General features: G+C 39.7%; 16 protein-coding genes and 2 pseudogenes. 8 read left to right on the top strand and 10 right to left on the bottom strand.

What is annotated here, in order from left to right; all coding sequences use genetic code 11:
* Positions 1 to 29 precede the first annotated feature (29 nt).
* On the bottom strand, positions 30 to 947 hold the full coding sequence (catM, locus tag BEN71_RS06010) for a cis,cis-muconate-binding transcription regulator CatM (protein WP_068974771.1): 918 nt from the start codon (positions 945 to 947) through the stop codon (positions 30 to 32).
* Positions 948 to 1063: 116 nt separating this feature from the next.
* On the opposite strand from catM, the gene BEN71_RS06005 reads away from it, so the two are divergent.
* From BEN71_RS06005 to pcaD, 6 genes are all read left to right on the top strand, one after another.
* A complete protein-coding gene (locus tag BEN71_RS06005; protein WP_068974772.1) occupies positions 1064 to 2173 on the top strand; it encodes a muconate/chloromuconate family cycloisomerase in 1110 nt (369 codons plus the stop codon).
* A 14-nt stretch (positions 2174 to 2187) separates the two neighbouring features.
* Positions 2188 to 2478: a muconolactone Delta-isomerase gene (catC, locus tag BEN71_RS06000; RefSeq protein WP_065992825.1), complete on the top strand. Its 291-nt coding sequence runs from the start codon at positions 2188 to 2190 to the stop codon at positions 2476 to 2478.
* A gap of 201 nt (positions 2479 to 2679) precedes the next feature.
* A complete protein-coding gene (locus BEN71_RS05995; protein WP_068974773.1) occupies positions 2680 to 3363 on the top strand; it encodes a 3-oxoacid CoA-transferase subunit A in 684 nt (227 codons plus the stop codon).
* A gap of 20 nt (positions 3364 to 3383) precedes the next feature.
* A complete protein-coding gene (locus BEN71_RS05990; RefSeq protein WP_068974774.1) occupies positions 3384 to 4034 on the top strand; it encodes a 3-oxoacid CoA-transferase subunit B in 651 nt (216 codons plus the stop codon).
* A 141-nt stretch (positions 4035 to 4175) separates the two neighbouring features.
* Positions 4176 to 5381, top strand: a complete 1206-nt coding sequence (gene pcaF, locus BEN71_RS05985) for a 3-oxoadipyl-CoA thiolase (protein ID WP_068974775.1) — start codon at positions 4176 to 4178, stop codon at positions 5379 to 5381.
* A 53-nt stretch (positions 5382 to 5434) separates the two neighbouring features.
* Entirely contained in the window at positions 5435 to 6214 is a 780-nt protein-coding gene (gene pcaD, locus BEN71_RS05980; RefSeq protein WP_068974776.1) for a 3-oxoadipate enol-lactonase, read from the top strand.
* Positions 6215 to 6679: 465 nt separating this feature from the next.
* Here the strand turns inward: pcaD and BEN71_RS05975 are convergent, their stop codons facing one another.
* The 4 genes from BEN71_RS05975 to BEN71_RS05960 form a co-directional block, all read right to left on the bottom strand.
* Positions 6680 to 7924 carry a hypothetical protein gene (locus BEN71_RS05975; RefSeq protein WP_068974777.1) on the bottom strand — a complete coding sequence of 415 codons (1245 nt, stop codon included), beginning with the start codon at positions 7922 to 7924 and terminating at the stop codon, positions 6680 to 6682.
* 344 nt (positions 7925 to 8268) lie between these two features.
* The gene (locus BEN71_RS05970) at positions 8269 to 9495 is read right to left on the bottom strand and encodes a cell envelope integrity protein TolA (protein ID WP_068974778.1); all 1227 of its coding nucleotides are present in this window, start codon (positions 9493 to 9495) and stop codon (positions 8269 to 8271) included.
* Positions 9495 to 10136 (bottom strand): hypothetical protein, encoded by a 642-nt coding sequence (locus BEN71_RS05965; RefSeq protein WP_068974779.1) that lies wholly within the window; start codon positions 10134 to 10136, stop codon positions 9495 to 9497. The genes BEN71_RS05970 and BEN71_RS05965 overlap by 1 nt, the downstream gene beginning before the upstream one ends.
* A 353-nt stretch (positions 10137 to 10489) precedes the next feature.
* A complete protein-coding gene (locus tag BEN71_RS05960; protein ID WP_068974780.1) occupies positions 10490 to 11635 on the bottom strand; it encodes a helix-turn-helix transcriptional regulator in 1146 nt (381 codons plus the stop codon).
* A 200-nt stretch (positions 11636 to 11835) separates the two neighbouring features.
* Between BEN71_RS05960 and BEN71_RS19530 the strand changes: the two are divergent.
* Positions 11836 to 11990: pseudogene (locus tag BEN71_RS19530) on the top strand (transposase); the annotation flags it as partial.
* 62 nt (positions 11991 to 12052) lie between these two features.
* A pseudogene (locus tag BEN71_RS05955) lies at positions 12053 to 12235 on the top strand (IS5/IS1182 family transposase); the annotation flags it as partial.
* Positions 12236 to 12300: 65 nt separating this feature from the next.
* On the opposite strand, the gene BEN71_RS05950 reads toward BEN71_RS05955, so the two are convergent.
* The 5 genes from BEN71_RS05950 to BEN71_RS05930 form a co-directional block, all read right to left on the bottom strand.
* The gene (locus tag BEN71_RS05950) at positions 12301 to 13065 is read right to left on the bottom strand and encodes an energy transducer TonB (protein WP_171404987.1); all 765 of its coding nucleotides are present in this window, start codon (positions 13063 to 13065) and stop codon (positions 12301 to 12303) included.
* Complete coding sequence (gene tolR / locus BEN71_RS05945) at positions 13062 to 13508, bottom strand: protein TolR (protein ID WP_068974781.1); 447 nt, start codon at positions 13506 to 13508, stop codon at positions 13062 to 13064. The genes BEN71_RS05950 and tolR overlap by 4 nt, the downstream gene beginning before the upstream one ends.
* A gap of 12 nt (positions 13509 to 13520) precedes the next feature.
* The gene (gene tolQ, locus BEN71_RS05940; protein WP_068974782.1) at positions 13521 to 14219 is read right to left on the bottom strand and encodes a protein TolQ; all 699 of its coding nucleotides are present in this window, start codon (positions 14217 to 14219) and stop codon (positions 13521 to 13523) included.
* A gap of 103 nt (positions 14220 to 14322) precedes the next feature.
* Positions 14323 to 16302: a phytase gene (locus tag BEN71_RS05935; RefSeq protein ID WP_068974783.1), complete on the bottom strand. Its 1980-nt coding sequence runs from the start codon at positions 16300 to 16302 to the stop codon at positions 14323 to 14325.
* A gap of 80 nt (positions 16303 to 16382) precedes the next feature.
* A complete protein-coding gene (locus BEN71_RS05930) occupies positions 16383 to 18869 on the bottom strand; it encodes a TonB-dependent receptor (RefSeq protein ID WP_068974784.1) in 2487 nt (828 codons plus the stop codon).
* Positions 18870 to 19084 lie beyond the last annotated feature (215 nt).

Genomic DNA, 19084 nt, shown 5'->3' with positions numbered 1-19084 from the left:
CATGAACTTATTCAACTCAATGAACTGTATTAATCCTCATTGAGTTGAATTGGCATTTCATTTTCCTCAAATACTTGCTTAATGCACTCTAAAATATTGGGAATATATGCACTTTGATCCATATTTCGAACCGATAAAGAAATTGGACTGTATGCTTCTAAATCTAGAATTGGGATATAAATTAAATTCTTCATTCCAATATCACTAGCACTCTCAGGAATTAAGCAAATTCCCTCCCCCGATGATACCAATCCAAGAGCTAAATGAATTTCACGGACTTCTGTAAACTTTTTCGGGACTAATCCCAATTCTGTAAAAACAGACTGAATTAATGTTGAAAAGTTCGGTTTAGGCGTGATTGGATAGGAGAATATCGACTCATCTAAAATCTGTGATAAATACACACCTGTATCAATAAATTCTGCCAAATGATGATTTTTATGTACAGCAAGTTTAAGACGTTCTTTGCGTAAGAATAGCCGCTTAATGGATGGATCCGTTAATCTCAATCGACCAAAGCCAATATCAATTTTTCCTGCTTTTAAAGCTTCGATCTGATCTCGTGTCCCGCACTCAATAAGCTCCACATGAATGTCAGGGTGTCGCTGTCGGAATAAATAAATTATTTGGGGTAATAAGGCATAAAGCAACGAACTAACATAGCCAATTCGTACCGTTTTATCTACCGCATTAATGCGTCGAGCCATTGAAGTTGCTTGTGCAGTATGGGTCAATATTTGCACAGCATGTTCATAAAAGAACATCCCTGCCTCAGTAGTTTTAACTGGGCGAGAACCTCGTTCAAATAAGGTAATGCCTAACTCCTCTTCTAATTTTTGAATTTGTCGACTTAAAGGCGGTTGAGCAATACACAACTTTTCTGCAGCCTTGGTAATACTTTGCTCTTCAACAACAGTAACAAAATATCGTAAATGTCTTAACTCCATGACTAGAACCCCTTTATATACCTTATAAGTATCTAAAAATACCATTATCAGCCTAGTTAAAGATATTACATTAAATTAAGGTATATAAATAGTTAAACACTGAAGAAAAATTTGCAATGTATACATCCATAGAAACATTGCTTGTTGAGATTCCAACCATCCGTCCGCACAAGATGGCGGTTGCAACAATGCAAACACAAACCTTAGTACTGGTCAAAGTAAGCACGGAAGATGGCTTTATCGGCTGGGGTGAAGCGACCACAATCGGTGGCTTAGGCTATGGTGAAGAAAGTCCAGAAAGTGTTAAAACCAATATTGAAACTTATTTTGCACCCTTATTAAAAACTTTAAACAATTTAAACGTCGCACAAACGATGCAAACGATTAACCGTAATATCAATGGTAACCGTTTTGCTAAATGCGCAATTCAGACTGCATTACTGGATATCCAGGCACAGCGTTTAGGCTTACCTTTAAGCGAAGTCTTAGGCGGACGTTTACGTGACAGCATTTCAGTTCTTTGGGTTCTTGCATCTGGCAATACTGAAAAAGACATTGCTGAAGCGCAAAAAATGATTGAAAGCAAACGGCACAATGTCTTCAAACTAAAAATCGGCTCTCGTCCTGTAGAACAAGATGTTGAACATGTTTTAGCGATTAAAAAAGCATTGGGCGATGACATTTCAATTCGTGTCGATGTCAATCGTGCTTGGTCTGAGTTAACTGCGATTAAAGGCATTCAAATGCTCCAAGACGGTGGCATTGATCTCATCGAACAGCCTTGCGCCATTCACAATATTGATGCAATGGAACGACTGACGCGTAAGTTTGATATTGCCATTATGGCTGATGAATCTTTAATGGGTCCACAAAGCGCTTATGAACTAGCTAAACGTAATGCTGCTTCTGTTTTTGCAGTCAAAGTCGCACAGTCTGGCGGTTTAATTGAAGGCTGCGAAGTTGGAAAAATTGCCAATTTAGCAGGGATCGACCTTTATGGTGGCACCATGCTTGAAGGTCCTGTAGGAACAATTGCATCAGCACACGTATTTTCTACATTCAGTAACCTAGCTTATGGCACTGAGCTTTTTGGTCCATTACTACTTACTGAACAAATTTTAAAAACACCTCTTCAATACGAAAACTTTGAGCTAAAAATCCCAACGGGTCATGGCTTAGGGATTGAATTGGATGAAGACAAAATCGACAACCTACGTCGTCAATAATTGAAGGAGCCGTCATGCTTTTCCAAGTAAAAATGGACGTTCATATCCCACTCGATATGCCAACTGAAAAAGCCAATGAAATTAAAGCCGTTGAAAAAGCATATTCTCAGGATTTGCAACGACAAGGGAAATGGCGTCACATTTGGCGCATAACGGGTCAGTATTCCAATATCAGTATTTTTGATGTTGAAAGTAATGAAGAATTACACAATATCTTACAAGGCTTACCCCTCTACCCTTATATGGATATTCAGGTGACTGCCTTAAACCGTCACCCGTCTTCTATTCGTGAAGATGATACCTGATCAGAAATCAAGCCACTCTAACATCTTAGGGTGGCTTGAACCCACTTTAGAACGTAACGTCAGTTGAGTGATTCAATAACAATGCTTCAGATTTAAGGCTTAATTTCTAAAGTTATCGCAACACCACAATTTCTACGCATAACTATTCAGAAGCGATATTTATGCATAGAAATTCATGAAAATGCAGATAAGGTTAATCACATGATTGATAAAAGCTCAGCTTCACTGAAAGAAGCACTTTCCCAGATCAAAGATGGTACGACCATCATGATTGGTGGATTTGGCACAGCAGGACAACCCGCTGAACTCATTGATGGCTTGATCGAACTAGGTGTGAAAGACCTTGTCATTATCAATAACAACGCAGGCAATGGCGATTACGGTTTAGCTAAACTTCTAAAAACAGGTGCAGTCCGTAAAATCATTTGTTCATTCCCACGTCAGTCAGACTCCTGGGTGTTTGATGAACTCTATCGCGCAGGAAAAATTGAACTCGAACTTGTTCCACAAGGCAACTTAGCTTGTCGTATCCAGGCTGCAGGCATGGGCTTAGGACCAATCTACACCCCAACAGGTTTTGGAACGATGCTTGCTGAAGGCAAGCCGACCTTAAATTATGAAGGCAAAGACTTTGTTTTAGAAAATCCAATCAAAGCTGATTTTGCTTTAATCAAAGCACATCAAGGCGACCGTTGGGGCAATTTAGTCTACAACAAATCTGCACGTAACTTCGGTCCAATCATGGCAATGGCAGCAGATGTGACGATTGCACAAGTGTCAGAAGTGGTTGAACTCGGTGCACTAGATCCTGAACATATCATTACCCCAGGGATTTTTGTTCAACACGTTGTCGCTGTCGGTTCCACTGACAATAACGCACAGTAATAAGATACGGAGAATTTAAAATGAGTTATACCAAATTAAGCCGTGATCAAATTGCTGAACGTGTGGCACAAGACATTCCAGATGGTGCTTATGTCAATCTAGGCATTGGCTTACCGACCAAAATTTCAAATTACCTACCATCGGATAAAGACGTATTTTTACATTCTGAAAATGGTTTATTAGCGTTTGGTCCACCACCTGCGGAAGAAGATCGTGATCCTGAATTAATTAATGCAGGTAAAGAATTTGTCACTATGCTCACAGGTGGTTGCTTCTTCCACCACGGTGATTCCTTTGCCATGATGCGTGGTGGACACTTAGACATTGCTGTTTTGGGTGCTTTTCAAATTGCTGAAAATGGTGACTTAGCTAACTGGCATACAGGCGCACCAGATGCGATTCCTGCGGTGGGTGGTGCGATGGATTTAGCCGTTGGGGCAAAGAAAGTGTTTATCACAACAGACCATGTCACTAAAAAAGGCGAACCGAAAATCGTGGCTGAACTGTCTTATCCTGCGACAGGTTTGAAATGTGTAGATCGTATTTATACAGACCTTTGCGTGATTGATGTGACTGCTGAAGGTATGAAAGTCATAGAAAAAGTGGATGGTTTAAGCTTTGACGAATTGCAGTCGATGACGGGTGCAAAATTGATTGATGCAACTGCTTAAGGCACTTTAGAAATATATAGAATCCCCCTAAACCCCCCTTTAAAAAAGGGGGACTTCCACATCCTAAATTTGAGATGCAGTTCTCCTCCCTTTTTTAAAGGGAGGTCGGGAGGGATTAAGGTTAAAAGGACTATATAAACAATGAAAAACGCATATATCATTGACGCCATCCGTACCCCATTCGGACGCTATGCAGGCGGACTCGCCCCTATCCGTGCAGATGATCTTGGTGCATTACCCATCAAAGCTCTAATGGAACGTAATCCATCTATTAATTGGGAATTGGTTGACGATGTGATCTACGGCTGTGCCAACCAAGCAGGTGAAGACAACCGTAATGTGGGACGGATGTCTGCACTTTTAGCAGGTGTTCCCTACCAAGTCCCTGCAACCACTGTAAACCGCTTATGTGGTTCATCACTTGATGCTGTCGCTATGGCAGCCCGTGCAATCAAAGCAGGTGAAGCGGATTTGATCATTGCAGGCGGTGTAGAAAGTATGTCACGTGCACCCTTAGTCATGGGTAAATCTGACAGTGCATACGGTCGTAGCCAAAAACTTGAAGACACCACGATGGGTTGGCGTTTTATCAATCCAAAGCTGAAAGAAATGTATGGTGTTGAAACCATGCCACAAACGGCTGAAAATGTGGCTGAACAATTTAATATCAATCGTGCCGATCAAGACAAATTTGCCTTAGAAAGTCAGCAACGTACAGCGGCTGCACAAGCCAAAGGTTTCTTTGCTAAAGAAATCATTGCCGTGACCATTCCACAGCGTAAAGGCGATGCTATTGTGGTGGATACCGATGAACATCCACGTGCATCTACCACGATTGAAGGTTTGACTAAACTTAAACCCGTGGTCAAAGCCGATGGTACAGTGACTGCGGGTAATGCTTCAGGCATTAATGATGGTGCTGCTGCACTTTTGATTGCTTCTGATGAAGCGATTGAAAAGTACAATTTAAAAGCCCGCGCTAAAATCATTGGTGCAACTACTGTTGGTGTTGAACCTCGCATCATGGGCTTTGGTCCTGCACCTGCGATCAAAAAGTTACTTGCACAAACAGGCTTAACTTTAAGTCAAATGGATGTGATTGAACTGAATGAAGCATTTGCAGCACAAGCTTTGGCAGTCACTCGTGATCTAGGTTTAGAAGATGGTGCAACACACGTCAATCCAAATGGCGGTGCAATTGCCATTGGTCATCCGCTCGGTGCATCAGGTGCACGTCTAGTCACAACAGCATTGAATCAACTTGAAGCTATTGATGGTAAATATGCCCTATGTTCAATGTGTATCGGTGTCGGTCAAGGCATCGCTTTGATTATTGAAAGAGTTTAAAACAATTAATAATCCCCTCCCTTTTATAAAGGGAGGTTGGGAAGGATTTATACATGCCAAAATTTACATCCAACGATGCCGAAATCAATTACCAAACTTTTGGTGATGCGAATAACCCTGCGATTGTATTTTCCAACTCGCTTGGAACAAAATACAGCATGTGGCAAGTGCAAATTGAGCATTTTCAAAAAGATCATTTTGTAATTTGTTATGACACACGTGGTCATGGACAATCTTCTGCTCCTCAAGGTCCATATACAATTGACCAACTAGGACAAGATGTTATCAATTTACTTGACCATTTAAATATTGAAAAAGCCAATTTCTGTGGTATTTCCATGGGTGGTTTAACAGGTCAATGGCTTGCTATTCATAAACCTGAATATTTTAACCATGTCATTGTATGCAATACCGCAGCAAAAATTGGTCAGGAACAAGCATGGTTAGACCGTGCTAAACTTGTTCGTGAACAAGGTTTAAAACCTATTGCAGAAACTGCAGCATTGCGTTGGTTTACAGAACGCTTTATCCAAAGCCAAACTCAAATTGTACAATCTTTAAGTAACGACCTCGCAGCTAGCAGCGCAGAAGGTTATGCAAGTTGTTGTGAGGCTTTGGCTAAGGCGGATTTACGTGAAGATTTAAAGAATATCAGCGTGCCTGTTTTGGTGATTGCGGGTCAACAAGACCCAGTAACCACAGTTGCTGATGGACAATTCATGGTCGATCGTATTGCCAATGCAGAGCTATTTGAAATAGATGCTTCTCATATCTCCAATGTAGAAATGCCTCAAGAATTTAACCAAGCTTTGGAAAATTTCTTAGCTAGATAGTCTCTATCCGTTCACGCTGTACAATAAATGTAAGGTACTGAATTGTACTTAAAAGGCTTATTCATAACTCTCTATGAATAAGCCTTTTACATTATTTTCTCTTATTGAAATTAAAAATGTATTTACAGAATCGTTTTAGATGAAAGATGTCCGCAAAATCTATATGAATTTTTATTATAAATCTTAAATAACAATCATTTTCCAAACAGTCATTCACAACTTAAATCTATCAATAATCGCTTAAGCCTATAAAACAGTCCCAAAACTTTAAAATTAAGTTTTCAAATTTCTCTATTATTATGTATACGATGAATGGCCATTTCAAAAAAAAAGGCCACATTGAGGATTAAATGTAGCCAAAAGCACATCTTAAGTTTTAATTAAAGATTCAGAATACGATCAGTGATGCATCCTGAGCCTGATTAAAATTTATTTGGAAATACAAAAAATAAACTTCTTCAAACTTTAGAAAGTATAACCTGCATTTATAGTAAAGCCTCTTAAATCTTTGTCTGCATAGGTATAAGTAAAACCGATACGATATTCATCAATCCAAGCTTTTGGCTTCTTATTTTTAAACCCTATAGAGCCAGAAAAATCATGTGACAATTCAGAAAATAGTTGATCTCCGCTAAAATCAGTACGTGCATATGCAAGTTTTGCAATCAATGGACTACCTGCAACTGACTTATGCAAAACATGACTATATTCTACGCCATTACGCAAAATGGTATTCTGCAAATCATATCCACTGTCAAAATCACCGACCTTGATTGAATCAGTTTTATAATAAGACACCATATTGATGATTGAAACTGCTGAATTTTCATTTAAAGGGAATTGAGCATTACTACTTAAACCACCACCGTAAATTAATGCCGCTGTTCCAAAATCTTCAGAACCAGTTACACCACCTCTAATTTGTGGCATGAGGTACCAGTTTACTGATTCAGTTGATGCTAATTTAAAATTTAAACCGACACCAAGATTTAAACTTCCTGATAATGCCCCATCCGATGTTTTAGAAACAGTAATCGGTAAATCTAAAACTAAACCTGTTTTATTTGATTCAAACCAATGTGAATAAGTTAGTGGCAAGTTATAGACATTAATATCATGTCCTTGCTGGGTATAACGTCCAAAACGTGGCATCATGCCGAAATTTGATGAAGAGTTTTCTTTTAATCCATACATTTGATCAGATGCCATATCCGATAAATTATCGGTCATAGAACCTACCATCATTGAAAGTAAACTGGTTGGGTTGCCTGCAACTGGATCAATCGGTGAGTTTTTCACCCATTCTGCAGTAAGTTTCTTTAATAATTCTTTATCTTCGCCTTTTAACGCATCAAGGAACATGTCCTTACTTTCTTCACGAGTTGCACCTGTATAAGTACGTTCAATACCAAGTGAGGGTATTTTAAATGTTAAGGTCGAAGAGTTTTGTGCATAGCTTAAATTCACAGGTACATCACGTAAATTGACTTTTGCATTTACAAATGAAGTTTCTGTATATGTTGGGAACATAGCTTTCATATTGTATGAATCATACTGATCAGCCACGTCAGAAATACTACTATAACCAAGCACCTGTGATTGGTTATCGACTTGGATTTCAGATGTAAATACATCTTTTGCATATAAATTCATTGAGCTAAACGTAACTAAAGCCATCCCCAATTTAATGATTAATTGTTTTGTATTCATTTACTTGTTTCCATTGTTTGTTCATTATTTCTTGTTTGTAATTTTATATTTATTTTTGTAATTAAAATATTCCTCAGATGAGGAGTTGACTTTTATAAAGTTTTATTTATTAAAGTTTAATCAAAAAAGTTTCAATTCGTTATAAATAAAAAGCGCGAGTCTCACTACTAGAAATTTATTCAAATAAAAACCGCAATATGCTTATTAAATTAAACTTATTGCGGTAAATTTCAAGTATCTAAAGGCTTATGACACAACCTCTTTTTTAAGATATTTAGTGAAAACTATTCTCGTATAACACTTGTTTTATCATATCTCCCCCCTAAACTTTTAGGACTCAATTTTTAACGGGTTGGTCTTACATCTGTGACTTCAACTGTCATATCCTTAGCTTCACAAGTCAAAACATCTTTAGGAATTTCTGCCCCCTCATTAGGGTTTGTATCACCACCGAAACATCCTGTGGTCATCCCGATAAAATTTCTAGAAACCCCATTATAACGACCACCACCAGGACAAGATGCTTGGTAATGAACATTAATACCTGAAACATGTTTTGAAAAACCTAGACCTTTGGGAATCTGACCTACAGCAAAGTTATTACCATAGCAACTCACAGCTTTAAGCCGTAAACTATTTTTCACATTCATCAGGTAATTATTTTTCTCCTGTTCCTCACGTTGTTTCTGTGCCAATTGTTCACGCTCTTTGCGTTCTTTTTCAGCCTTTCGATCCGCTTCACGTTTTTCTTTGGCAAGTTGTAATTCACGTTGCTTTTCTTCAGCTGCAACTTGTTGTTGATGTTTTTTCTCCGCTTGCTCTTGAAGTTTTTGCTTTTGTACATCATCTGATTTAAGAGCTTGTGTTTTGTCTAACTTCGACTGCGTTGTTTTTTTCACATTTTGATCATTGTTAAGAGTAGTGCTTTGCTTGCTATTTGAACTACGTGTATTAGACGCAGTTGTTGTACTCGAAGAACTATTTTTAGCAGGAGATGGTTTCGTCGTAGAGCTTGCTGATGATCGAGTTACACTTGTAGATGAGTAACTCCGTACTGGGGGTGTACTCGCCTTTTGAACCATACCAGACATACGCTGATAATCCTGTATCATCTGTTGGTTCATCCCCGTAATTGATGCCGCGAGCTGCTGTTCAGCCGCAGCTCTACTACGTGCGCGCTCACGCCTTTCCTCAGCTTCAGCACGCTCATATTCATCTTGCTTTTCACGTTCCTCCTTCAATTCTTTAGCTCGTTTTTGATTGGTAAATGCCATACTAGCCTCAGAACGGTTCTGATCTAAACGATCTATACGCTCACCCAATCGAAACTCACAAGCACCTTTTAACCATTCCGTTGTATAAACTCCAGTCATATATTTCGTACGACACTGTCCTTTCCCATCTGGAACACCGTTTTTTAACTTTCCATTAAACCAAAAAGTACTATATTTATAATAACCATCGTCATCTTTTTTCTTTTCCTGAAGCGGGAATGCAGGAATTCCTGGTGGTGTTGTCGTACACCCTGTGAACAATACAAATAGCGAAATTACAATCAAATTCTGTTTCATTATTTAGCTCCCTTCGTTAACTCAGCCATGAGACTACGTACTCGAATTTGCGCAGCAGTTTTTGCATGCGTTGCATATAAACTGCCACGTTGTAAATATTGAGGAATAAGCAACCAACCACTATTCCATGTTTGATGTTCTATGTTTACATTGCTCTGTGTAACTTCTATCCCATTTTCAAATAGAGTTTGCTTACAAAATGCGCCTCCAGTCTCAGAATATGGAATAATAAATGCTGAAAGTAATGCGGTCATAAAAACGATTAACCCATCCTCATCTGGATATGTAGTCTGTCTTTCACAAGCAACACGTATAAAATAACCATGATTTGAAGGCTGATCGAGCTTGGTTCGGGTCACCGAAGAAAATAACTGCGTAGATTGCCACGCTTCAATATCTGCATCTGCCTGACTCAAATAAGACATGCTATCAAAGTAGATTTCTAAAGGCTGTCCTCGAACAATATTCAAATTTTGGGGTGTAATTCTCTTCCATTCTGAAGGCCAAATACCTGTTGTAACCGCACAGCCTGTCAAAACGCTAAAAAAACCACAAATTGTAAAAATACGGATAATGTACTGTCTTAAAAGTTTATTTTTGAACTTTTGAATATAATTGCCAACATCTGATTTTTTATTCATATTACGTTCCTTTAAATAGTTATTTTCAAATCCATCATTGATATTTTTAAAAACAGTATTAATTAAAATATATATTTATATCAGAAAGATATAACTTTATTCCAATTCCAAAAATGGAATTATGAACTACCTTTTTCATTGATTTTTGTAGTGTTGCGGAATATCACAAGTATATTCACCATGCAAATTCTCAGACACTCCCAAATGGGAATGTCATGCATAAAAAAACATTGCTACAGTACTTAAGACTAAATTCTTTTAGTTAAGCAGTATGCTATTCAGCATTTCCCCCACATGAATACATACTGCGCTTAATATCAAAGCTTTAAGGAAAATAATAAAATGAGAAAAGGTTAAATATGCTCAAAATCAAGTGTAAGTCCCATGAGCAACTGCATCAGTTCAGTCTGAGAACTACATGCTGTTTTGGCGAAAATATTTTTAATATACATTCTAACCGTGCCATAGGTAATATTCATTTGAAGACTGATTTGCTCAAGATCCATACCATTGACAAATAAATTGCAGACTTCTATTTCCCTTTTCGCCAATTTATATTTTTGTTGTAAATAATCTTCTGCCAAACATTGTGGTTGATCTGTTTGTGTTATAAAAATAATCACTTTTTTAGGATGATGACTGATATTTATTTCCGAGAATGGCAATATGCTCAACATTAATGACGCTGTATTATTATGATCATAAAGTGCCAAAACACCACCAGACTCATGAGTTACATCGCCTATTTCGAATAATGAACTACGAATCAAATCAGCCAATTTTTGTTGAAATTCTAAGCACGTTTTTAAATGATTCTTTTGATCAAGCTGTAATAAGCTTGAACGTTCCAAAATTTTTCGAGCAATGGCATTACTATAACTTAGACCATAATCTTGATTTAGCAGAATCACGCCTACTTTAAAATGATCTAAGACATGGTAAATATTATCTCGATCATCTTTCAAAAACGTCATTTGACGATAAATCTGCAATGCACGTCGCATGTGGATACCTAATCTCTTAAGAATCAGGTCTTCTGTTTCACTATATTCTTTTAAATGTGGCGCACGATGTACAGCCAATACAGCCCAACTGTATACGCTATGCTCTAATAGCACTGCTGCAAAGTGACTGATATTGGTCGGTTTGGCGCATTTCTGATAGAAAAGAAATTCATCTGTCCCCTCTGGCATATTCGCATAATGGGCAAAGGAATTCAGCACAGTATCCCCTAACGCTTTTTCCGTCCAATATGGTGTATGTAAACGCATATCCAATACTTTAACTTGCTCATCCTGATACGCATGAATACTTTCAGCAGGAATATTATGTGTAAATACAAAGTCATAATTTGGACTGAGCTGATCCGTTGCAGTAAATATAGCCGTCGTACTTTTTGTAAAATCTGCAATTTCAGACAAGACATCTTGCCACAACATCGGATTAAGCGCGGCATCGTAAATCATGCCGATGATTTTATTCTCATGTTCTGCCAACATTTGCATTTCCCCACAAAATTGCAAAGTTATTTGCTTATATTATCGAAATTGTGTAGCTTGCACATATCCCCATATGGGGAGGGGTTTTTAGTTTTTTATGCTTTTAAGGGCCATTAAATTTAATTGTACTAAGCATATGGGACATGAAGTCTTCTAAAAGACTATATCTACAGACGATAAATATAAGGATAAATATACAGAAATTGTTTGAGCGTTTTTTAGATTTTAAGAAATGAAATTGGGGGCCGTCATTTTGGGCAAGAGGTTATTTTTGTGTTACCTTGGGTATAGTACAAAAGAGATGATAAAGAATTATTTTGGGCCTAAAGGGGATGATAATTTTTGGACGGAGTAACCTGACAGACGTTTGCCCCGTATCCAAACTTTAGTTCTTATTTCACCCCATCTGTTTTAGAAACAAAAGCTAATATTCCAAGGAAATCACATAATAAACATATAGTTTGGCATTTATAAAAAATCAGACACTTAGTTAAAAATGCATTTTGTGGGTTGAAGCAATTCAGAGGAATTGCTACTAGATATGATAAGCTAAAATATAGTTATAAAGGGGGTTGTTGCATTAGTAACATTTTTATTTGACTCATTTTCACGGGTAAATTCTATGCTTAAAATATCAATGCCCCCTGAATATTCATTCAATAAAATTAACTTTCAATACGATATTGGAAGGTATTTTTAACATTCGATACGCTGATCGGTTTGCCATCGACTAAACGAGGCTGATATTTAAAAGCGAGCGCAGCCTGAATCGAAGGTCGTACAAACATCGGATGACAGTCACCTTGTGCCTTTGGATTTTCTACCCGCCCTTTTTCATTCACGCTGTACACCACTGTACAATCCCCCTCCAGCTTACGATCCAGTGCCGATTCAGGATATGCAGGTGCAATTTTTGAAACAGGTTGATAATTTTTAATATCAAATGATTCAGGCTGAGTTTGTGCTTTAGGTTCTACTGTTTTCGGGGTCTTCGTCTGAGTTAAGGTTTCTGTCTTCGCCTGGCTCTCAACAACTTTCTTTGTTTCTGTCGTTGTACTTTGCTCTTCCGTCACAACTTGCTGTGATTGTTTTTTTACTGTAGTTGCAGTCTTATTACTCTGCGACTCTACAAACTTTTTGCTGGTTTTCTGCTGGGCTTCGGCAGGCATTTCTTTCTGTTTTTTGGGGACAGGCTTATTTACAACTTTTTCTTCGACTATCGGTTCAGGCTTTTTAGGTTCAGGTTGTTGTTTGGCAGGAGGTGGTATTTGCACAAATTGCAATTGAATGGTTTTCGGCTTGGGTTCCGCCAATGTTTCATGCATCTCAACCGTACATAACCATGCAATTAACGCAATATGCAATCCAGCTGTGACCGAAAGTGCCAGACCCTGATCACGGAACCTGATTCTGGAAATGGTTGCCATCATGATTGTGGTTCCTCTGTCACCAGTCCCAAGTTCGTTACACCACTTTTTTGCAAGGATGCAATCGCCTGAGCAACCAGTTGATAATCAGCATCCTGATCAGCACGTATATAAAACTGCAGGCTTTTATCTTTTTGAATCATCGGAATCAGCTTTTGTTGCATACCAGCTAAATCAATGGCTTGATCAGTGACTTTTCCCGTGTTCACTTCTGTACCAATATTCCAGTAATACTGACCATTGGCCTGAATCGATAATGTCACGATACGCTGCTGTTGTGACGCAGGCATGACACTGGCATCGACTTTGGGTAAGTCAATCTGAATACCTTGTGTCAGCATTGGCGCAGTCACCATAAAAATCACCAACAGCACCAACATGACATCTATATAAGGAACGACATTCATTTCAGCATTGAGTTTTAATTTTTGAGGACGCTTAATCATGGCTTTTGCTCCTTAACGCGAAGTGCGCTCAGTGTGCCCCAGCAAGCGATAAATACGTGTCTGCAATTCATTGGCAAAACCATAATAACGGCTGGAAAGCTTATCAGCACGTGCCGAAAAACGGTTATACGCCACCACCGCAGGAATAGCGGCAAATAAACCAATGGCTGTTGCAATCAGCGCTTCTGCAATCCCTGGTGCAACTGTATTTAAAGTCGCCTGTTCAACACCAGACAGTCCAATGAAAGCATTCATAATGCCCCAGACTGTCCCAAACAGACCAATATAAGGGCTGACTGAACCCACTGTTGCGAGAAAGGTCAGATTCTGCTGAAGCTTTTCTTCTTCTTCACTGATGCTGCTGAGTAAGCGTCGTTCTACGCCATCAATCACGTCACTTGTGGTGAGTTGTTCATCTTTGATCAATTGGTTGTACTCATCCAGACCATGATGAAAAATGCTGACAACACCTTTTTGCTGTTCAGGCTGCTGGTAATCCTGATGTAAAAGATTAAGATCTTTTTGCTGTCTAAAATTCTTTAAAAAGCGGTTCCAAAGCTGTTCCTGTCCACGAAGTAACATGCCGTGACGCACGATCAGATACCAGCTTACGACTGAGGATAAAACCAAAATCAACATCACCACTTTAACCAATACACTGGCATGACTGATCAGCATCCAGACTGACATTTGATCCATTGTTGCTTGCATAACGCACTCCAATTTTTTTACTGCATTGTGCAGCACATATATTTTTAAAATGGGCTGAGATTTTTTAGCAGCCCATGTACTCAACTAGGTACTGAAGCGTTATTCAGTCCAGGTTCAGGGCTTGAGCGATTTTGTCCCACGGCACATATTTGAAGTTCTGATTGGTTTCAGGCATGCGTTTACGTCCATCCTGTACCACTAATATGCCTTGCTTCCATTTGCCACCAAAATTCAATGAACTTACATCCAGTCCATCTGTTTCAGACACAGCGTCAATGCCTTTATCGGTATTAATCCCAATACGAAATACACCACGAACCGTATACGGCGCATCAGCATCCATCACCACAAAACTGTCATTGCCCTGGCTTGAAACCACCAGATAACTTTGTTTTTTGCCGTGATAAAGCCCCATGCCTTCAATGTCATCATGCATCACGTCTCCGACACCAATCACCTGCTGCATAGGAAGCTGAGTTTTTGGATTGAGATCTTTTACCCACACCGCGACATCTTCTTCACCCAAGAAAATGCGTCCTGTAGCATCATCTACAACACAGCCTTCCGGTTGGGTTTTCACTGAAAAGCGTTGCACTTCTTCAGCACTTAATTTTTGTTGTGTTGCCGTAATATGGTACTGAATGAAAGTCCCGTTTTTATCGTTTGGAATTGCATAGATTTCACCCTGAGTATCACGGTACATGCAAATGCCATAGATATCTTCCAAAGTGGTTGGAAGCTCGCCAAGCACAGACACCTTGCCCGTTTTCGGTTGAATCGCAAAAACATGCAGGCTGTTATGATCTCGGTTTGATGCCACCGCCAGATCGACGGTTTGATTGCCCCATTTAAAACCGTGGCGTACATCAACATTATTCAAGCGCCCTACTGGCAAATATTGAACAGTTTTACCTTCTAAATCATTTACCTGTAAGCCACCTTGTTTATCTGTGGCTAAAATGCGCGATTGACTCGGCTGTGCTGCGTTATGCCAGATCGCTGGATCATCAGCTGCGTCACCTGTACTCGGCACACCTTCTGTCTGCACTTCTGCAGGAATGGTGATGATATTTTTAGACTTCGTATTTGCCTGTGTTTCCCACTCTGCCTCTGTCACTTTTACAGTTTTATCATCTAAAATCAGCAGGGATTTATTGCTAAAATCACCTCGGATACTGAGCGTCTCTGCTTCTTTTAAATGATCCAGTTGTAAAGGAGTTAAAGCTTTCCAGTGCTGATCCTGCTTTTGATAACGGTAAAGCAAAGGTTTTTCTGCATCCAGTACTGCAATCTGATTATCTGTGATTGCAATTGCAGACGGTGAACCCTGAATCGAACCAAAAGGTTGCACAAGATCCACCGCCTGACGCACCATGTCAGCTTCAGAATGTGCTGGATATGCCCAGACGCCTGTATTCTCTTCATTAATGAACAGTTCCGCAGTGGCATCATTCACTTTGCACACAGTACTGGCAGGTGGAAAACTGAGACGGCGTACCAACTGTGGTTGAGTCAGAACTTTTTCCTGCTTTGCCACAAGCCACTGTTCTCCAATGCCTTCCTCACCCACTAAAAAAGCAAAACTCAGCCCTTGAACATCGGTATACAGACAGACATCCTCAGACTTAAATGAGCGTTTTGGAATGAATCCTGGTTTATCCCATGCTTTATTTTTTAAATTCATGCTCATCAGTTGAATTTGCTGTTGTTGCAAATCCGATGCAGCAATCAATAAATGCTCCGAACCGATCCGATAATCAAAGCGTCCAAACTGACCCTGAATCTGATGAAGTACAGCCTGTTCACTATCTAAAAACTGTAGTCCTTTGTTCTTACTACTCAGTAAAACTGAGACTTCAGGCCATTCACTCAAGCTCAACCATTGCACATCCTCAGTTTTCGCCTCATCCGTTTCGAATTCACGCAATTGCAGCTTAGGTTCGCTCGGCAGGTCAATCTGCACTTCCGCGGATGTGAGCGGATGACTGCCCTGTGTAGCTTGAGGCATGTTATGTTGACTACATGCAGTCAACAGCAGCAAACAACTGCTTAAAATAGACAGTTTAAACAATGAAACATTCATAGAAATACTCAAAATCTGGCAAAAAAATCCTCAAGGCTTTCTGCTGGAGAGAAAACCTGAGTACTGAAATTTAATTCGGTTTAAAAGTGGGTATAAGTCAGTGCCAGTTTGTAGGCTGGACCATATTCTTCATATTGCGAGTTATGAGCTTTAGAACCCGCATAGTTGTAATAGTGTTCATCCGTGATATTTTGCACATCAAACTTAAGCTGTAAGTTTTTCGATAAATTCACATAGCTACTCAAATCGAGGAATACCTGATCATCGGTATAGATGTCTTTTTCAGGTGTATCAATGTCACCCAGTTCATATAAATAATTTGATTTATAGTTTGCTGAAAGACGGACACCAAAGCGTTCATTTTCCCAGCCAATCATGGCATTGCCCACAATATCTGATTGATTTGGCATATGAATACGACGGCTCAACAACTCACCATCTTTCATTGAATCAATATCTGCTTCTGACTTGCTGAATGTGGTATTGAAACCTAACAGAAGACCATTCCATGGCGCACTTAAATGCTCGAACTTTTGCGAGTAAGCAAACTCCATTCCATACAGTTTGGCTTGATTACCATTTTTATAGGTAATTGCCTCATCAAAGTCAGCCCACTGCCCCGTACCTGCAATATTGGTACTGTAAATAAAGTGATCAATATCTTTATAGAATGCATAGAAGCTCACCATGCTGGCTTTGCCAAAATACTTTTCTACCCCTAAGTCAAAATTGGAAGACTCAAGTGGCTTCAGCATTGGATTACCAAATTCTGCTTCATCACCATCTATATAAACACCTGGCGCACTTTGTGCGAAATTTGGTCGCACGACACTGTTCGTCCATGCCGCACGAAGATAAGCGTTATCTGCCAGCTGATAGCGCAAATGTAAGCTTGGCAACCAGTGATCATAGTCATTTTCATATCTGGTTGCAGTAATCACATCATCATTAAACTCAAACCCACGTGCTTCAAAACTGGTGTTTTCATAACGCAGACCCGCAATTACACGCAGTTGATCAAAATCAACCGTATTCATGACATAAGCTGCCTGAATGTCTTCATTCGACTTAAAATCGTTAATGATTGAGCCGTCTGCAACAACATAGTCGTTTGGATTTAATCCGCTGATTTTGTCTTTGATGGCATTTTCATTGATCGTGGGACCAAACTGACCCAGTTCATAATGACTGTTGTGATTAAAGTCTGAACCGGATGTACTTAGATCTTCATACTCCCACTCATCAGTATTACTGGTTTTTTCACGCTGACTGATCTTGCCACCGAACTTCAATGCAGCAGCATAATTTCCCAGCATATAGTCTTTTAAAAAGTCTAATTTACCGTTGTATTCTTTATCGGTGGTTTTAGACTTTTCCCATGACACCGAATCCAGCTCATAGTTGGCAGCATCATAAAAATCCTGATCCGCGGAAATAACAGGTTTTTGGGTACTGTTAAAACCGACATTGCTGAACTCACCTTTATATTTTGCTCCAGAAATACCACCTGGATTTTCTTCCGATGCTTCGCTATAACCAAGCTGACCTTCTACCGTCCATGTGCCAAAACCTTGTTTGCCGCCTAGAACAAAAGACTGTATTTCCTGCGTTTCGACACGGCTTTTTAAAGCACGAGCGGCTTCGGCATCACCCTGTTGCCCTGCAAGTTGTGGATCGGCAAATTCAGCAGACACTTCCTGACGCGATTCGGTATCTTTAAAACGACTGTATAGAGTTCTTAAATAGTATTCGCCTGTGTCATTCGGGCGGTAGTCAAAGTTTAAACCCGCACCGATACGTTCACGCTCAATGTCATACTGACGCATTGCAGTTTCTTCAAGTGCATCGCCATCCCAGGCACCACCTGTCTCGACATTGTCTGAGCCAAATTTTCGGTTTTGATAACTGAGTGCCAGTGCTACCCCAAGATTATCTTTTCCCTCACCGACACTGAAACGGTTACTGATGGCACCAGATGCTTTCGGGCTATATTTTTCCCGTTTTTCATCATAACCACCTTCAACCGTTCCTGTATAAAACAAACCGTCATGGTCAAAGGCCGATAAACTTTCGACCTGAACCGTACCACCCAATGAATTGGCATCCATATCAGGTGTCAGTGTTTTCACCACAGCCAAAGACTGCACCAGCTCTGAGGGCAAAACATCCAGTGCCACGCCACGGCGGTCACTTTCAGGCGCAGGAACCAAAGTACCATTGATGGTCACTGCATTCAGGTCTGCCCCTAAACCACGAACTGAAACAAAACGTCCTTCACCCTGATCACGCTCTGTAGAAACCCCTGGTATCCGTTGCAGAGCTTCTGCTGCATTGTCATCGGGTAACTGTCCTATGCCATCAGCATGTACCACACTACTGATCTGGTCAGCACGTTTCTGTTCTTTGAGTGCTTTATCCATACTTGCGGCTTGACCAATGACCTGTACATATTCCACTGCATTATCGTCAGCATACAGTTGAGTCATGCTGAGCATTGACAGGACCAGTGTGCTGAGCTGGAAAGCCGCACGTTTATTTCTCACTGAACGGTTATTCGCATTTTTCATTTTGTGTATCCCCTCAAGCCAAAGTGGCATGGTTTGGAGGCACAATAAAAACTGAATGTGAACATGATGTGACAGTCAAAATTTAAACCCTTCAATTTGCAGGTTTTCGAGGCTTTCTTTTGAATTAATGAGCTGATTTGATCTGCACAGAGAATTTTTTTAGCTGACAGAATGATGCATATTCACCTTAAAGGCAGGGTTTTTCAGTATTTCTC

Source organism: Acinetobacter wuhouensis, assembly GCF_001696605.3.
Taxonomy (GTDB): domain Bacteria; phylum Pseudomonadota; class Gammaproteobacteria; order Pseudomonadales; family Moraxellaceae; genus Acinetobacter; species Acinetobacter wuhouensis.
Note: the sequence above shows the minus strand (reverse complement) of the source record. Positions and strands in the feature narration are given on the sequence as shown.

What these genes read in the sequence shown, in the direction of transcription:
- BEN71_RS05965 (WP_068974779.1), bottom strand. Translation starts at nt 10,136, where the DNA reads ATGAATAAAAAATCAGATGTTGGCAATTATATTCAAAAGTTCAAAAAT.
- BEN71_RS05970 (WP_068974778.1), bottom strand. Translation starts at nt 9,495, where the DNA reads ATGAAACAGAATTTGATTGTAATTTCGCTATTTGTATTGTTCACAGGG.
- pcaF (WP_068974775.1), top strand. Translation starts at nt 4,176, where the DNA reads ATGAAAAACGCATATATCATTGACGCCATCCGTACCCCATTCGGACGC.
- tolQ (WP_068974782.1), bottom strand. Translation starts at nt 14,219, where the DNA reads ATGCAAGCAACAATGGATCAAATGTCAGTCTGGATGCTGATCAGTCAT.
- catM (WP_068974771.1), bottom strand. Translation starts at nt 947, where the DNA reads ATGGAGTTAAGACATTTACGATATTTTGTTACTGTTGTTGAAGAGCAA.
- BEN71_RS05950 (WP_171404987.1), bottom strand. Translation starts at nt 13,065, where the DNA reads ATGATGGCAACCATTTCCAGAATCAGGTTCCGTGATCAGGGTCTGGCA.
- BEN71_RS06005 (WP_068974772.1), top strand. Translation starts at nt 1,064, where the DNA reads ATGTATACATCCATAGAAACATTGCTTGTTGAGATTCCAACCATCCGT.
- pcaD (WP_068974776.1), top strand. Translation starts at nt 5,435, where the DNA reads ATGCCAAAATTTACATCCAACGATGCCGAAATCAATTACCAAACTTTT.
- BEN71_RS05975 (WP_068974777.1), bottom strand. Translation starts at nt 7,924, where the DNA reads ATGAATACAAAACAATTAATCATTAAATTGGGGATGGCTTTAGTTACG.
- tolR (WP_068974781.1), bottom strand. Translation starts at nt 13,508, where the DNA reads ATGATTAAGCGTCCTCAAAAATTAAAACTCAATGCTGAAATGAATGTC.
- BEN71_RS05935 (WP_068974783.1), bottom strand. Translation starts at nt 16,302, where the DNA reads ATGAATGTTTCATTGTTTAAACTGTCTATTTTAAGCAGTTGTTTGCTG.
- BEN71_RS05960 (WP_068974780.1), bottom strand. Translation starts at nt 11,635, where the DNA reads ATGTTGGCAGAACATGAGAATAAAATCATCGGCATGATTTACGATGCC.
- BEN71_RS05995 (WP_068974773.1), top strand. Translation starts at nt 2,680, where the DNA reads ATGATTGATAAAAGCTCAGCTTCACTGAAAGAAGCACTTTCCCAGATC.
- BEN71_RS05990 (WP_068974774.1), top strand. Translation starts at nt 3,384, where the DNA reads ATGAGTTATACCAAATTAAGCCGTGATCAAATTGCTGAACGTGTGGCA.
- BEN71_RS05930 (WP_068974784.1), bottom strand. Translation starts at nt 18,869, where the DNA reads ATGAAAAATGCGAATAACCGTTCAGTGAGAAATAAACGTGCGGCTTTC.
- catC (WP_065992825.1), top strand. Translation starts at nt 2,188, where the DNA reads ATGCTTTTCCAAGTAAAAATGGACGTTCATATCCCACTCGATATGCCA.